The sequence below is a fragment of the Comamonas testosteroni TK102 genome, assembly GCF_000739375.1.
Taxonomy (GTDB): domain Bacteria; phylum Pseudomonadota; class Gammaproteobacteria; order Burkholderiales; family Burkholderiaceae_C; genus Comamonas; species Comamonas brasiliensis.
Map to the genome: position 1 here is coordinate 5,194,727 of NZ_CP006704.1, position 15,017 is coordinate 5,209,743.

A 15,017-nucleotide genomic window follows, 5' to 3' on the forward strand; every position below is an offset into this window, starting at 1 on the left:
GATCAGGCCGCGCGCCGGGCGGTCATGAGAATCCAGCCGTCCTCGCTATCGGCCACCTCGAGCTTGAGATAAGGCGCATAAGCCTCTTTCAGCTCGTCGGCCTGGCGCTCCAGAATGCCGGCCAGCACCAGATGGCCACCGGCCTGCACACGGCCGCACAGCAGCGGCGCCAGCACCTTGAGCGGCGTGGCCAGAATATTGGCCAGCACGGTCTGGTACTCGCCGTCGGCCGCATCGGGCAGACCGGCCTTGACCTCCACATGGTTGGCGCTGCTGTTGTAGTTGGTCGACTCCACGGCAGCGGGATCGATGTCCACCGCATCCACATCGGTCGCGCCGAACTTGGCGGCACCAATGGCCAGGATGCCCGAGCCGCAGCCGTAGTCCAGCGTGCGTCCCAGCGTCGCCTGGGGCTGGCGCGCAATCCAGCGCAGGCACATGCGGGTGGTGGGATGGGTGCCGGTACCGAAAGCCAGACCGGGGTCCAGACGGATGCTGACCTTGGCCTGCTCGGGCAGCTCATGCCAGGTGGGCACGATCCAGAACTCGGGCGTGATGTCCACGGGCTCGAACTGCGACTGCGTCAGGCGCACCCAGTCCTGCTCGGGCACGGGCTTGACGGCCAGAATCTTGCAGCCTTCGAAAAAGTCCTGCGGCAGCAGCAGATCACGCGCCTCGGTAGCCGCAGCTTCGCTGGGATAGAGGGCGATCACGCGGCTGCGGTTCCAGCCCTCCTTGGGCGCGGGCATGCCGGGCTCGCCGAACAGCGCCTGCTCGGCCTCGGTCTGCGCATCGGCATCTTCGACGGACACGCTCAATGCATCGAGTGCATCCAGCGCTTCGCTAATGGTTTCGACCCGATCTTCGGGGCACAGCAGGCTCAGCTCGAACATGGCCATCCTTTCTAGCAACCGCGTCATTCATGTCAGGCCGGGGCCGAAGACGAGAACGCAAGTTGTACTTTCCTGAAAAACGAAAATGCTGGCCTCCGTTGCCAGAGGCCAGCATGGGAACTCAGAGCTGCAAGGCTCCTGATCTCATCGCTTGTTGGGCGTGCGATGCGTCAGCCACTCTTCCAGGTAGTGGATGTTGGTGCCGCCTTCCATGAACTTGGAGTCGACCATCAAATCCTGGTGCAGCGGGATATTGGTGTTGATGCCTTCCACCACGGTCTCCAGCAAGGCGGTACGCATGCGGGCCATGGCCTGCTCGCGGGTGTCGCCATAGGTAATGATCTTGCCGATCATGGAGTCGTAGTTGGGCGGCACGAAGTAGTTGTTGTACACATGGGTGTCCACACGCACGCCAGGGCCGCCGGGAGCATGCCACATGGAGATGCGACCGGGCGAGGGGATGAACTTGTACGGATCTTCCGCGTTCACGCGGCACTCGATGGCGTGGCCCTTGAACTCGATCTGGCGCTGCGTGAAAGGCATCTTCTCGCCGGCCGCGATCATGATCTGGGTGCGCACGATGTCGATGCCCGTGATCAGCTCGGTGATGGGATGCTCCACCTGCACGCGGGTGTTCATCTCGATGAAGTAGAACTCGCCGTTCTCGTACAGGAACTCGAAGGTACCCGCACCGCGATAGCCGATCTTCTTGCAGGCCGCGGCGCAGCGCTCGCCGATCTTCTCGATCAGACGGCGGGGAATGCCGGGAGCCGGAGCTTCCTCGATCACCTTCTGGTGGCGACGCTGCATGGAGCAGTCGCGCTCGCCCAGATACACGGCGTTCTTGTGCGTATCGGCCAGCACCTGGATTTCCACGTGACGTGGGTTCTGCAGGTACTTTTCCATGTAGACGGCAGGATTGCCGAAAGCAGCGCCGGCCTCGGCCTTGGTCATCTGCACGGCATTGATCAGTGCAGCTTCGGTGTGCACCACACGCATGCCGCGACCGCCGCCGCCGCCCGAGGCCTTGATGATCACGGGATAACCGATGGTCTTGGCAATGCGCTTGATGAGTGCGGGATCGTCGGGCAGTTCGCCGTCCGAGCCGGGCACGCAAGGCACGCCGGCCTTGATCATGGCTTGCTTGGCCGACACCTTGTCACCCATGGTGCGGATGTTCTCGGGCGTCGGGCCGATAAAGGTGAAACCGCTCTTTTCCACGCGCTCGGCAAAGTCGGCGTTCTCGGACAGGAAGCCGTAGCCGGGGTGGATGGCTTCCGCATCGGTCACCTCGGCAGCCGAAATGATGGCCGGCATGTTGAGATAGGACAGCGGGGAAGGAGCCGGACCGATACACACGGCCTCATCGGCCAGCTTGACGTACTTGGCATCACGGTCGGCTTCGGAATACACCATCACCGCCTTGATACCCAGCTCACGGCAAGCGCGCTGGATGCGCAGGGCGATCTCGCCCCGGTTGGCAACCAAAATTTTCTTAAACATGAAGTTCCTCGCAGCTTGGTGCCTGTGCCGCAGCACAGACCACTGCCAATGACTCAGTCGCGCAGCCAGTGGCTAGCGCACCTCGGCGCTGCAATGCGAACTGCATGCAACGCCTCATGATCTATCACTCGATCACGAACAGAGGCTGGCCGTATTCCACAGCCTGGCCGTTTTCACCCAGAACGCGAACGATGGTGCCGGTCTTGTCGGCTTCGATTTCGTTGAGGATCTTCATGGCTTCAACGATGCAGATCGTGTCGCCTTCCTTGACCTGGCTGCCCACATCCACAAAGGCCTTGGCGCCAGGGCTGGAGGCACGGTAGAAAGTACCGACCATGGGCGACTTGACCACGTGACCTTCTGCAACGGCCGGGGCGGCCACCGGCGTGGCGGCTGCGGCAGCCACGGGGGCGGCCATCATGGGAGCAGCTTGCACGGGGGCAGCGACGTATTGGTGGACCACACCTTCGCTCTTGACGATACGGACCTTGCCCTCTGCTTCGGTGATCTCCAGTTCCGACACATTCGATTCGGACACCAGATCAATAAGGGTCTTGAGTTTTCGCAAATCCATGGGAGCTCCAGCGACGTAATTCTAAACAGGGCGCGAATTTACCTCAAATTCGGCCTTCTGCGTGCATTGGCAGATATTTTTCACTAACGTCGCCATGGAATTTAGTTACCTACACTTTTCTGACGACAAGAGCAATGTTCGTTCGCTCTATTTGCTCCAATCTGTCAGATCTTCGCGGGAAAGCTCGCCTATTTTACGTTGTCGCACTTGCCCCTTGGCGTCAAAAAGAACCGTGAATGGCAGGCCCCCCTGCAAGTTACCGAGGCTACGGGTCAGCCCCAATCCCCCTTGCATGGCAATGGCTACCGGAAATTGCACGGGTTGGCGCTGCAAAAAACGCATCACTGCTTCGGATTTGTCGACCGCCAACCCCACGACCTGAATGCCTTTTGCGCCCTGCTGCGCCGCAAACTCGCTGAGCATGGGCAGCTCCTTGACACAGGGGGGACACCAGGTGGCCCAGAAGTTCACCAGCAGGGGACGGCCCTGTAAACCAGCCATGGCAAAAGGCTTGCCATCGGGAGTTTCAAACGTCTGACTCCATAGCTGTGCCTCGACGCCAGGGCCCATGGCCTGCGGCTGGCTGCGCCACCAGGCCACACCGGCACCCCCCCCGGCCGCCACTGCGGCCACCGCGCCGGTCAGCCACAGACGGCGCGAGCCATTGGTCGACTTGTTCTCAGGGGTGTTTTCACTCATCGCGGCTCTCCTGCAGCAGCTTGCGCAAGGCCTTGGCATCGCCACGCGGGCTGCGGCCATGGCTGTCGGGCTTCATGGCGCCGCGCATATCGTCATGGTCGTAGACCAACAGGTGCACGCCCACGGTTTCGTTGATCGGCTTGCACAGTGCGTGAACCGAAAGCGCCTCGACCGGCTTGCCCTGAAAGCCGGTGACCGTGCTCGGCTCGTACTGCACATGATTATTGATGAGCGCTATTTCGGCCGACTTGGGATCATCGCAGAACAGCTGCAGATAGATGTCCGACAGCCGCGTGGCCGTACCGCGCCAGACGGCTCCAGCCAGATGCGGGCGAAACTCCTGCAGCCTGTCCATCCAGACCAGGGCCAGCTCGCGCAGCGCCTGAAGCTCCTGCGGCTGCGTGTCGCCGCAGAACAGCTCTATATATTCGCGCACGGCCTCTTCAAGCTGGTCGTTATCGGGCAACGCCGAGCGGCCGGGCAGACCGAGCTGGCGCACGGCCCGCTGCTTGGCAGGACCCCATTCCAGGCCTTCCTCCACCACCAGACGAGCCGCTGCCTGAGCGATTTCAGCAGTCACGTTATCCAAACTCATAGCGCCATTTCATCACGCCCACCGCAGCAAGCGCAGCAGGTCATTTACGCATTGTGACCCAGATGAATGACCGCACTTTGACCTGGCCCGTAGAGGCCAATGTTTTGATAGCTGCTGGCACCCTCTTTGTATGGAACTGAAAGTAAAAACACATTTAGATCTATATAGATCATGCGCAACAAGCTATCAATTTGATAAGAAAGGTTACCGCCAGTACCCAGGCGGGTCATGGCTCGCCGCCAGGTCATGTCGGCAAACGTAGAATCCCCGGCCATGCACATACATATTCTGGGCATTTGCGGCACCTTCATGGGAGGCCTGGCCGCCTTGGCACGAGAAGCCGGTCACAAGGTGACGGGCTGCGATTCCGGCGTTTACCCGCCGATGAGCGATCAGCTGCGCCAACTGGGCATCGAGCTGATCGAGGGCTATGGCGCCGACCAGATCGCGCTCAAGCCCGATATGTATGTGGTCGGCAACGTGGTCAGCCGCAAGCGCCTGGCCGATGGCTCGCCCAAGTTTGCGCTGATGGAAGCGATTCTGGACACCGGCGCCGCCTATACCAGCGGTCCGCAATGGCTGGCCGAGCATGTGCTGCACGGTCGCCATGTGCTGGCCGTGGCCGGCACCCACGGCAAGACCACCACCACCTCCATGCTGACCTGGGTGCTGGAGTGCGCGGGTCTGCAGCCCGGTTTTCTGGTCGGCGGCGTGCCGCTGGACTTCGGCGTCTCCGCCCGCCTCGGCGCTGCCAGACGCCCCGTCACCGGCCCCGGCCCCGTGGGCGATCAGCCCGTGTTCGTGATCGAGGCCGATGAATACGACACCGCATTCTTCGACAAGCGCAGCAAGTTCGTGCACTACCGCCCTCGTACGGCCGTACTCAACAACCTGGAGTTCGATCACGCCGACATCTTCGACGATCTGGCTGCCATCGAGCGCCAGTTCCACCATCTGGTGCGCACCGTGCCATCGACCGGTCGCGTGGTGAGCAATGGTCTGGAAGAAAGCCTGAGCCGCGTGCTGGCCCAGGGCTGCTGGAGCGAAGTGCGCAGCTTTGGCGCAACTGTCAGCGATTTCAGTGCCGATGGCGATCCCGGCGACTTTGCCGTGCTGCAGCGTGGCCAAAAAGTGGCGCAGCTGCGCTGGAGCCTGACCGGCGTGCACAACCAGCTCAATGCGCTGGCCGCCATCGCCGCCGCCGACCATCTGGGCGTCAGCGCCGAACTGGCCTGCGAAGCCCTGTCGCGCTTTCAGAACGTCAAGCGCCGCATGGAGCTGCGCGGCACCGTCAACGGCATCGATGTCTATGACGACTTCGCGCACCACCCCACAGCCATCCGCACCACCCTGGACGGCCTGCGCCGCAAGCTGGGTGCACAGGCCCGCATCCTGGCGGTGTTCGAGCCACGCAGCAACACCATGAAGCTGGGCACCATGAAAAGCCAGCTGCCCTGGTCGCTGGAAAGCGCCGATCTGGTCTTCTGCCACACGGCGGGCCTGGACTGGGATGCCGCCGAAGCGCTGGAATCCATGGGCGTAGGCCCCAGCCAGCGCGCTCAGGTCGCCGGAGATATCGAGACCCTGATAGCGCAGATCACCGCGGTCGCACGCCCCGGCGACCATATCGTCTGCATGAGCAACGGCGGCTTTGGCGGCATCCACGCCAAGCTGCTGCAAGCGCTGAAATAAGCCCGGATAAAAGCCAATGCCCGCTCTACGCGGGCATTTTTCATTGCTCGGGCACAGACCAGGCCAGAGACGCCAAGCAAGTGCCGCCCCGCAGCAAAGGCGTCGTCCCCCGGGAGGGGAAGCCGCAAAGCGGCTCAGGGGGATCAGTAACTAATCGACATCGCCGGCACATCCACCCGGATCAGGGGCTTGGCCAGCACGGCATGGGCAGCCAGGGCATAGCTGTTGCGCCAGTCCTGGTTGTCAAACAGCTCGGGACGGTTGCGCGCCTCACGCGCCACCACCACCAGCTTGTCGGCCAGCAACACCTTGCCGGTAGCCCGCAAAGGCTCGCATTCGAGCGAGACAAACTGCTGGTCCAGCCAGCGTCGGCCTTCGTCCGAACTCACAGGGGACAGCGACTGGGTATCGACCCGGTATTCACGGTCGCCATCCAAAACCACGATTACTTCACTACGCATAAATCTCCTCTGACCTGGTGACTCTTGCACCATTCGTTGTCGTGGCCACAGCTTAATGTGTGGCCGCGGTGCTGAAGACGCTGCAAGCTGACGGCTTGCAAACAGCTGCGGCAACCCATGCAAGGCCTGAAAGCGTGCCTCAAGCATCACAGTGGTTACGGGAACATGGTGTGCAAAGCAATGCAAAACACAGTAAATTTCATAGCATTACTCACATACTTGGCATCAATATAAGGGCAAAACTATCTTTTTCAAGTGCTCTTGCGACCTCGTAACTCGCTGGTTATCTCCAGGCCGGTCGCTATCTTGAAAACACGATGAGAGGACTCAGATATTGGGCAGCTCTTTGACGAATGCCAGTTTGCAAGGCCGTTGCAATGCCTTCAGGAACCCTCACCATGACCGCTGAAAACATCCATCAAGAAATACGCGAGCATCTGCTGCAGCTGGAGGCCGAACTTCAAGTCCAGAAGCTCTGGTCTGCCGTTGCCCCGGACCCCAAGGCACTGGAATCCACCACGCCCTTCATGTACGACACGCTCAAGCTGCACGAATGGCTGCAGTGGGTGTTCATCCCGCGACTGCGCGCCGTGATCGATGCCAAGGGCAGCCTGCCCCACCAAAGCCATGTCTATCCGCTGGCCGATCACGAGTGGCAGCAGCGCACCGACTTTGACAAGCAGCATCTGCTGCGCCTTCTCAACCGCATCGATGCCACGCTCAACGGCTGCGATATGACACCTGAGCCGGGACCGGACACCAAGCACTGAGCCTCCAGACAGTCCGCTCCATTCCATCTCGAAAGGCAAACAGGCCACAGGGAACACTCCCTGTGGTCTGTGTCGTTTATGCCCGTTCTGTCGATCAGGCCGGTACTTCAGCTTCCTGCTTGCAGGCTGCCGCCGCCGCTCGGCGCTGGCCCACGGCCTGCGACAGCTCCTGCAGCGTTGCCAGGGAATCGTCCCAGCCCAGGCAGGCATCGGTAATGCTCTGGCCGTAGGTCAGATCGCAGACCTCGTCCTTGCCGGGAGTGAACTTCTGGGCACCGCCGACCAGATGACCTTCGACCATCACGCCGAACACGCTGCTGGAGCCACCGGCGATCTGCGCCGCGATATCGCGGGCCACATCCTTCTGGCGCTCATGCTGCTTGTTGCTGTTGGCATGGCTGCAGTCCACCATCAGCGAAGGCGTGAGGCCTGCTGCCTCCAGATCCCGGCAGGCCGCCGCCACATGCTCGGCATCGTAGTTGGGGGTCTTGCCGCCGCGCAGAATCACGTGGCAGTCCTGGTTGCCTCCCGTGTGCACGATGGCGACCTGGCCGTTCTTGTGCACCGACAGGAAGTGGTGACCGCGGCTGGCCGACTGAATCGCATCGGTGGCAATGCGGATATTGCCGTCAGTGCCGTTCTTGAAGCCGATCGGCGCCGAGATGCCCGAGGCCAGTTCACGGTGCACCTGGCTTTCCGTGGTGCGGGCACCGATGGCACCCCAGCTGATCAGATCGCCGATGTACTGGGGCGAGATCACGTCCAGGAACTCGCTGGCCGCAGGCACACCCAGGCGGTTGATGTCGATCAGCAACTGGCGCGCGATGCGCAGGCCTTCGTCGATGCGGTAGCTCTGATCCAGGTAGGGGTCGTTGATCAGTCCCTTCCAGCCCACGGTGGTGCGGGGCTTCTCGAAGTAGACGCGCATCACCACTTCCAGCGTGTCCTTGTACTGCTCGCGCACGACGGCCAGGCGGCGGGCGTAGTCCAGGGCAGCGGCCGGATCGTGAATCGAGCAAGGACCGACGATGACCAGCAGACGGTCATCCTGCGCACGCATGATGTTGTGGATGCTGCGGCGGGTGTCGCTGATCAGCGTTTCCACGGCGGTGCCGCGAATGGGGAAGAAGCGGATGAGGTGCTCTGGAGGAGGTAACACTGTGATTTCCTTGATACGTGCGTCGTCGGTCTGGCCTGTCTTGGGAGAGCCGGCGCGATACCAGGAATCGGTGGATGAAGTGTTCAGAGCAGTCATGGCTATCTTTCGTGAGGTGTTTGATCGTTGAAAACCGGGGGTGCTGAAACGTAGGGGTGAAAAAAAACCGCCGGGCTTTGCAGCTTCGGCGGTTCTTTGGGAGGTGTTTGCAGGGTGCGCGCGTTTACCTCTCAGCCGCCGGGGGCGAGAACCAAAAGTAAAAGAAATAAGCGCGTTGCGTTTGCATGTCTTTCAATGTAGCACAGCTCTTTTGCATTGCAACATCCGCGGCCGGCGCGACAGTTCTGTCAAAAACAGGTTTCCCCTCTGACATGGCGCATTTTTCACAATTTTCTTTCATGCAGTTTTTTTGTGTTTTTTCTATTTTTTCAGAATTTTATTGATATAAATTTCCATATACCCATATTGAATGCAATTTTTCAGCGAATCGACAATATTTGCGCTCAGACATCAAAACACCCTTGAAAGACCCTGCTGGCAGGCGATTGCCGCTCTCGGAAACGACAAGACCCCGGTCTGCCATGCAGAGCGGGGTCTTGCTTTCGGCGGGAAGACCCGCCGGGGGGGAATCTCCGTCAGGCCGTGCCGCCGACCGTCAGGCCGTCGATGCGCAGCGTGGGCTGGCCCACGCCCACAGGCACGCTTTGACCTTCCTTGCCGCAGGTGCCCACGCCCGAGTCCAGGCGCATGTCGTTGCCTATCATGCTGATGTGCTTGAGTGACTCCGGGCCGCTGCCGATGATGGTCGCTCCCTTGACGGGGTACTGGATCTTGCCGTTTTCCACCCAGTAGGCTTCGCTGGCGGAGAACACGAACTTGCCGCTGGTGATGTCCACCTGACCGCCGCCGAAGTTGGTGGCGTACAAGCCCTTCTTGATGGAGCCGATGATCTCCTGCGGATCCTTGTCGCCACCCAGCATATAGGTGTTGGTCATGCGTGGCATGGGGATGTGGGCGTAGCTTTCGCGACGGCCATTGCCCGTGGGCTTGACGCCCATCAGGCGCGCATTCATCGAGTCCTGGATATAGCCCTTGAGAATACCGTCCTCGATCAGCACATTGCTCTGGCTGACATGGCCTTCGTCGTCCACGTTCAAGGAGCCGCGGCGATCGGCAATCGTGCCGTCGTCCAGCACGGTCACGCCCTTGGCGGCCACGCGCTGACCGATGCGACCGCTGAAGGCGCTGGAGCCCTTGCGGTTGAAGTCGCCTTCCAGGCCGTGGCCCACGGCCTCGTGGAACAGCACGCCGGGCCAGCCCGAGCCCAGCACCACCGTCATCACGCCTGCCGGTGCGGGACGCGACTCGAGGTTGACCAGGGCCGCGTGCACGGCCTCGTCCACATACTGGCTGATCTGTTCGTCGCTGAAATAGGCCAGACCGAAGCGACCGCCACCGCCGGAGGAGCCCACCTCGCGGCGGCCCTTCTGCTCGGCGATCACCGTCACCGACAGGCGCACCAGCGGACGCACGTCGGCCGCCAGCGTGCCGTCCGCGCGGGCCACCAGCACCACATCGTATTCACTCGCAAGGCCGGCCATGACCTGCACCACGCGCGGATCCTTGGCGCGGGCCAGCTTTTCCACCTTGCCCAGCAGTTCGACCTTGGCCGTGCTGTCCAGCGTGCTGATAGGGTCCAGCTCAGGATACAGGGAGCGGCTTTGCGCAATCTTCTGAGCCCCTGCCTTGACGCGGCGCGTCTGGGTCGCGCTGGAGATGGAGCGCACGGTGCGTGCAGCATCCAGCAGCGAGGCTTCGGAAATGTCGTCGGAATAGGCAAACGCCGTCTTCTCGCCGCTGACCGCGCGAACACCGACGCCCTGATCGATGGAGAAGGAGCCGGTCTTGACGATGCCTTCTTCCAGACTCCAGCCTTCGGCGCGGGTGTACTGGAAGTAGAGATCGGCATCATCCACCTGGTGCGAGCGAATTTCGGCAAGCGCGCGCGCAAGATGGGTTTCGTCCAGGCCGAATGGCTCAAGCAGCAACTGACGGGCCGTGGCCAAGCGTTCGATGGTGGGTTCGCGGGAAATCATGAGAGCATTGTAGAGATAGCTGCAAGTCCTGACTTGTCTCGGGCTGCGCATAAAAAAGAGCGGAATGCTGCCCCACCAGGCTGAACAACATTCCGCTCCATTCACTTAGCTTCTCACTTGCCGGGTTCCGCCCTGCCCGCTTTGCATGGCAGAACCCCACCTGGGTCTTTGCCGCTCCCGCTTGATCGGTCTTTTGACCCCCAGAACCGTTTGTAAACGCTGTTTACAGTCCAGGCAAGGCCCTGGGCGGAACTACTGACATTTTTCAACGATCTAAGCCCACCGCCCCGCTGCGCAATTTTCCATAAAACCATTACTCAAAGCTTGCAAAGCATGAGATAGCAGCTCTTTTTTTAAGAGCACAGCAGCCCAATCACGGGTCTTCACGCATGGGGAATATGCCCATCACCGCCGGGCAGTTGCCGCTGTGCCCGCGACACCGACATCAAAACGCCCAGCGCGAGCCCCAGCGTGACCATGGCCGTGCCGCCATAGCTGATGAAAGGCAGGGGCACACCCACCACCGGCAGGATGCCGCTGACCATGCCCATGTTCACGAACGCATAGGTGAAAAAGATCATGGCCACGGCAGCCGCCATCAGCCGGCCGAACAGCGAGTTGGCGTTCATGGAAATGGCCAGCCCGCGCCAGACCAGCAGCAAGAAGCCGACGATGATGAACAGATTGCCTATCAGGCCGAACTCTTCGGAATAGGCGGCAAAGATGAAGTCGGTGGTGCGCTCGGGAATGAATTCCAGGTGGGTCTGCGTGCCGGCCATGAACCCCTTGCCCCAGACGCCGCCTGAACCGATGGCGATCATGCCCTGAATGATGTGGAATCCCTTGCCCAGCGGATCGCGCGTGGGATCCAGCAGGGTGCAGACGCGTGTGCGCTGATAGTCATGCAGAAAATACCAGCTCACGCCATCGGCGCAGAGCTGAGGCTCGAACCAGACGATGAGGAAAATGCCGACCACGGCCAGCAGCACGGGCGGCACGATGAGCTTCCAGGGCAGGCCGGCAAAAAAGATCACGGACAGGCCGGCAGCCATCACCAGCAGCGAGGTGCCCAGATCGGGCTGCTTCATGATCAGGCCCACGGGCACCATCAGCAGCACAAAGGCGATGACAAAGTCCGAGGCGCGCAGATTGCCCTCGCGGCGCTGGAACCACCAGGCCAGCATCAGCGGCGTGGCGATCTTCAAAAGCTCCGAGGGCTGAATCACCACCCCCACGTTCACCCAGCGTGTGGCCCCCTTCTTGGTGATGCCGAACAAGGCCACCGCCACCAGCAGCACCACGCCCAGGGTGTACAGCGGCACAGCCACCTTCATCAATTGCTGGGGGGATATCTGGGCCAGCACGAACAGCAGACCCGCCGCAATCAGCATATTGCGTCCATGATCCACAAAGCGCGTGCCGTGATCGAAACCCGCCGAATACATGGCCAGCAGCCCCGCACCCGCCAGCATGGCGATGAAGAGAAGCAACAGGAAGTCAAAGCCGCGAAACAGCGGAACAATGCGTTGCAGCAGCGAGGGCTTATCGAATTCGATGGCGGACATGGGCCGCAATTATCGGGGGAGCCGGCTGCCGTGCAGTCTGCAGGGTTGAGCTTTGCTGACGGCTCAGCACTGCCTGACCCCATTCACCCTGTCATAGGCCTTGCCCCCCTGATAGTCTTGAGGCAGACAGTCCACAATGGCCGGGACCAAAGCGCATTCACAAGAGGAGATTGCCACCATGACAACCACCCACCTGCTGTACCTGCACGGCTTTCGCTCCTCCCCCCAGTCCAACAAGGCACGCATCATGGCGGACTATGTGGGCGCCAGGCATTCCAAGGTACGCTGGTGGTGCCCGCAGCTACCGCCCTCGCCGCGCGAAGCGGCAGCCGTGATCGTCGAGGGCATCGCCAACTGGCCGCGCCAGAACATGGCCGTCATGGGCTCGTCGCTAGGCGGCTACTACGCCAGCTGGGTGGCCCAGCTGGCGCGCTGCAAGAGCGTGATGATCAATCCCGCCGTAAACCCGGCCCGCGACCTGGAAAAATACATCGGCGAGCAGTCCAGCTGGCATGACCCCGAGGAAACCTTCTTCTTTCGCCCCGAATACATAGAGGAACTGCGCCAGCTCGACACCCGCGCCATGACGCCGGCAGCGCCCGAGATGGTGTTGATCGCCCAGGGCGACGAGGTGCTGGACTGGAACGAAATGAGCGAGCGCTACCCTCACGCGCTGCAACTGGTGCAGGAAGGCGGCGACCATGCCCTGAGCAACTTTGCCGAGTATCTGGACCGGATCGACGAGTTTCTGGCCCTGGCCTGATCCCCTTCTGGCCGCCATGCGCCGCCCTCCCGGCAGCAGCTGCCACACTGCAGATCGCCGCTTTGTTCGCAGCGCCGCCTTGGATATTGACCGATCTCAAGCATGAACTGAATCACTTCCGAGCGCCAAATGTTCGGCTCGTGGGAAAATGCGCGGTTATGCACGCACTGTTTGAAGAAGCCGGCAAATTTCTGGCCGGGCGCATCCTCTCCGAAGCCGAATCCTCGGCCCAAGTCGAACTGGACTCGGGCAAGCGGGTCAAGGTCAAGGCCGCCAATATCCTGCTCAAATTCGAGAAGCCGGCGCCTGCCGAGCTGATCGCTCAGGGCCAGGCCCAGGCCGCCGAGATCGATCTGGATCTGGCCTGGGAATTTGCGCCCGAGGAAGAGTTCGGCTTTGCCGACCTGGCGCGTGATTATTTTTCCGAATCCGCGACGCTGGCCCAGCAGGCCGGCGCGCTGTTCCGGCTGTACGACGCACCGCATTATTTCCGTCGTGCAGGCAAGGGCCGCTTCAAGAAGGCCCCTGCGGAAATCCTGCAGCAAGCCCTGGCTGCCATCGAGAAGAAAAAGCAGATCCAGGCGCAGATCGATACCTGGGCCGAGGAGCTGGGCCGCTGCGAGTGCCCGCAGGCGATTCGCGAGCAGCTCTACAAGATTCTGTTCAAGCCCGACAAGAACGCTCCCGAATACAAGGCCGTGGTCGACGCCAGCCGCGCCACCAAGCTGGCCCCGCTGGAGCTGCTGCACCGCGCAGGCGCCATCGACTCTTCCTACCAGTTCCACTGGAAGCGCTTCCTGTTCGACAACTTCCCCAAGGGCACGGGCTTCCCCGCCGTGCAGGCTCCCCAGCCGCCGGCCGATCTGCCCGTGGCCAATGTGCAGGCTTTCTCCATCGACGACTCGGCCACCACCGAAATCGACGATGCGCTGTCCGTCACGGGCCTGGGCACGGGCACCGTCACCGTGGGCATCCACATTGCCGCTCCCGGTCTGGCCATCACGCCCGGCGGCGAGCTCGACAAGCTGGGCCGCGCCCGCCTGTCCACGGTCTACATGCCCGGCTACAAGATCACCATGCTGCCCGACGACGTGGTGCATATCTACACGCTGGACGAGGGCCGCTCCAACCCAGCGGTCTCGCTCTATGTGCAGATCAACGAGGAAACGCTGGAGACCGTCTCCAGCGAAACCCGTCTCGAGCGCGTGCCCGTGGAAGTCAACTTCCGCTACGACAAACTCGATCACATCGTCACCGAGGAATGGCTGACCGACTCCTCAATCCAGGTTGAAAACACGCCTGACTCCTTGCAGGGAAAGCGCAAGGAGCTCACCTTTTTGCAGCGCTGGTCCAAATTCCTCAAGGCCAATCGCGAAGTGGTGCGCGGCAAGCCCGAGAACTTCAACCGCCCGGACTACAACTTCCGCCTCGTCGGCAACGACGGCGCCGAGCCCAACGGCAGCGAGCAGGTGCAGATCACCGTGCGCAAGCGCGGCGCACCGCTGGACCTGATCGTGGCCGAGGCCGCCATCGTGGCCAACAGCACCTGGGGCCTGATGCTGGCCGAGCACGGTGTGCCCGGCATCTACCGCAGCCAGGCCAGCCTGGCACCCGGCGTCAAGGTGCGCATGAGCACCAAGGCCTTGCCGCATGCAGGCATAGGCGTGAAGGCCTACTCCTGGGCCACCTCCCCGCTGCGCCGCTATGTGGATCTGGTCAATCAGTGGCAGATCATTGCCTGTGCCCGCCACGGCAAGACGGCGGCCCTGGCCGCCCCGTTCAAGCCCAAGGATGCCGAGCTGTTCGGCATCATCAGCAGCTTTGACGGCGCCTACAGCGCCTACAACGGCTATCAGGCCGGCATGGAGCGCTTCTGGACGCTCAAGTATCTGGAGCAGAACGGCATTACCGAGCTCACGGCCAGCGTCTTCAAGGAAGGCCCCAACGGCTCCTTCCTGGTGCGCGCCGACAATCTGCCGCTGGTGCTGCCCGTGCTGGGTGCGCAGAATCTCCCGCGCGCAGCCCATGTACGCGTCAGGCTCGGCGAGATCGACGAGATCTCGCTGGACATCTCGGGCACGCTGATCGAGCGCCTGGATGCAGATGCCGAGGCCGGGAACGACAGCGAGGACAGCGGCGAGGACGATGACGACACCGTGGCCGGCCCCATCTCCATTGCGGTGGACATGAACGACGCCGATCCCGCTGCAGACCAGCCAAAGTCCTGATCTCCACACCTCATCGCCCTGA

At 61.7% G+C, this 15,017-nt stretch carries 14 protein-coding genes; 4 read left to right on the top strand and 10 right to left on the bottom strand.

The window, feature by feature from the left end; translation table 11 throughout:
- Window positions 1-2 precede the first annotated feature (2 nt).
- The 6 genes from prmA to O987_RS28975 form a co-directional block, all read right to left on the bottom strand.
- Window positions 3-893 (bottom strand): 50S ribosomal protein L11 methyltransferase, encoded by an 891-nt coding sequence (prmA, locus tag O987_RS23545; RefSeq protein ID WP_003051362.1) that lies wholly within the window; start codon window positions 891-893, stop codon window positions 3-5.
- Window positions 894-1,037: 144 nt separating this feature from the next.
- Window positions 1,038-2,396 (bottom strand): acetyl-CoA carboxylase biotin carboxylase subunit, encoded by a 1,359-nt coding sequence (accC, locus tag O987_RS23550; protein WP_003051359.1) that lies wholly within the window; start codon window positions 2,394-2,396, stop codon window positions 1,038-1,040.
- A gap of 124 nt (window positions 2,397-2,520) precedes the next feature.
- Window positions 2,521-2,970 (bottom strand): acetyl-CoA carboxylase biotin carboxyl carrier protein, encoded by a 450-nt coding sequence (accB, locus tag O987_RS23555; protein ID WP_003051356.1) that lies wholly within the window; start codon window positions 2,968-2,970, stop codon window positions 2,521-2,523.
- Between the two features lie 147 nt (window positions 2,971-3,117).
- On the bottom strand, window positions 3,118-3,669 hold the full coding sequence (locus tag O987_RS23560; RefSeq protein ID WP_003051354.1) for a TlpA family protein disulfide reductase: 552 nt from the start codon (window positions 3,667-3,669) through the stop codon (window positions 3,118-3,120).
- A complete protein-coding gene (locus O987_RS23565) occupies window positions 3,662-4,264 on the bottom strand; it encodes a hypothetical protein (protein ID WP_019043383.1) in 603 nt (200 codons plus the stop codon). Before O987_RS23565 ends, O987_RS23560 begins: the two co-directional genes overlap by 8 nt.
- 44 nt (window positions 4,265-4,308) lie before the next feature.
- A complete protein-coding gene (locus O987_RS28975; protein ID WP_144244968.1) occupies window positions 4,309-4,539 on the bottom strand; it encodes a hypothetical protein in 231 nt (76 codons plus the stop codon).
- Between O987_RS28975 and mpl the strand changes: the two genes are divergently transcribed.
- Window positions 4,538-5,956, top strand: a complete 1,419-nt coding sequence (gene mpl, locus O987_RS23570; RefSeq protein WP_043376917.1) for a UDP-N-acetylmuramate:L-alanyl-gamma-D-glutamyl-meso-diaminopimelate ligase — start codon at window positions 4,538-4,540, stop codon at window positions 5,954-5,956. The genes O987_RS28975 and mpl overlap by 2 nt on opposite strands.
- A gap of 143 nt (window positions 5,957-6,099) precedes the next feature.
- Here mpl and O987_RS23575 read toward each other — a convergent pair whose 3' ends face one another.
- Window positions 6,100-6,417, bottom strand: a complete 318-nt coding sequence (locus O987_RS23575; protein ID WP_003051343.1) for a hypothetical protein — start codon at window positions 6,415-6,417, stop codon at window positions 6,100-6,102.
- A 398-nt stretch (window positions 6,418-6,815) separates the two neighbouring features.
- On the opposite strand from O987_RS23575, the gene O987_RS23580 reads away from it, so the two are divergent.
- A complete protein-coding gene (locus O987_RS23580) occupies window positions 6,816-7,187 on the top strand; it encodes a YqcC family protein (RefSeq protein WP_003051340.1) in 372 nt (123 codons plus the stop codon).
- A gap of 94 nt (window positions 7,188-7,281) precedes the next feature.
- Here the strand turns inward: O987_RS23580 and O987_RS23585 are convergent, their stop codons facing one another.
- The 3 genes from O987_RS23585 to rodA all read right to left on the bottom strand — a co-directional run bounded on the left by O987_RS23585 (window position 7,282) and on the right by rodA (window position 12,004).
- Window positions 7,282-8,442: a 3-deoxy-7-phosphoheptulonate synthase gene (locus tag O987_RS23585; RefSeq protein WP_003051337.1), complete on the bottom strand. Its 1,161-nt coding sequence runs from the start codon at window positions 8,440-8,442 to the stop codon at window positions 7,282-7,284.
- Between the two features lie 536 nt (window positions 8,443-8,978).
- Entirely contained in the window at window positions 8,979-10,439 is a 1,461-nt protein-coding gene (gene tldD, locus O987_RS23590; protein WP_003051333.1) for a metalloprotease TldD, read from the bottom strand.
- 383 nt (window positions 10,440-10,822) lie between these two features.
- Entirely contained in the window at window positions 10,823-12,004 is a 1,182-nt protein-coding gene (gene rodA / locus O987_RS23595; protein ID WP_003051327.1) for a rod shape-determining protein RodA, read from the bottom strand.
- 178 nt (window positions 12,005-12,182) lie between these two features.
- Here rodA and O987_RS23600 point away from each other — a divergent pair, with 178 nt between their 5' ends.
- Window positions 12,183-12,767: a YqiA/YcfP family alpha/beta fold hydrolase gene (locus O987_RS23600; RefSeq protein WP_003051324.1), complete on the top strand. Its 585-nt coding sequence runs from the start codon at window positions 12,183-12,185 to the stop codon at window positions 12,765-12,767.
- Window positions 12,768-12,925: 158 nt separating this feature from the next.
- Window positions 12,926-14,995, top strand: coding sequence for a ribonuclease catalytic domain-containing protein (locus tag O987_RS23605; RefSeq protein WP_043375147.1), 2,070 nt, complete (start codon window positions 12,926-12,928; stop codon window positions 14,993-14,995).
- Window positions 14,996-15,017: the final 22 nt, after the last annotated feature.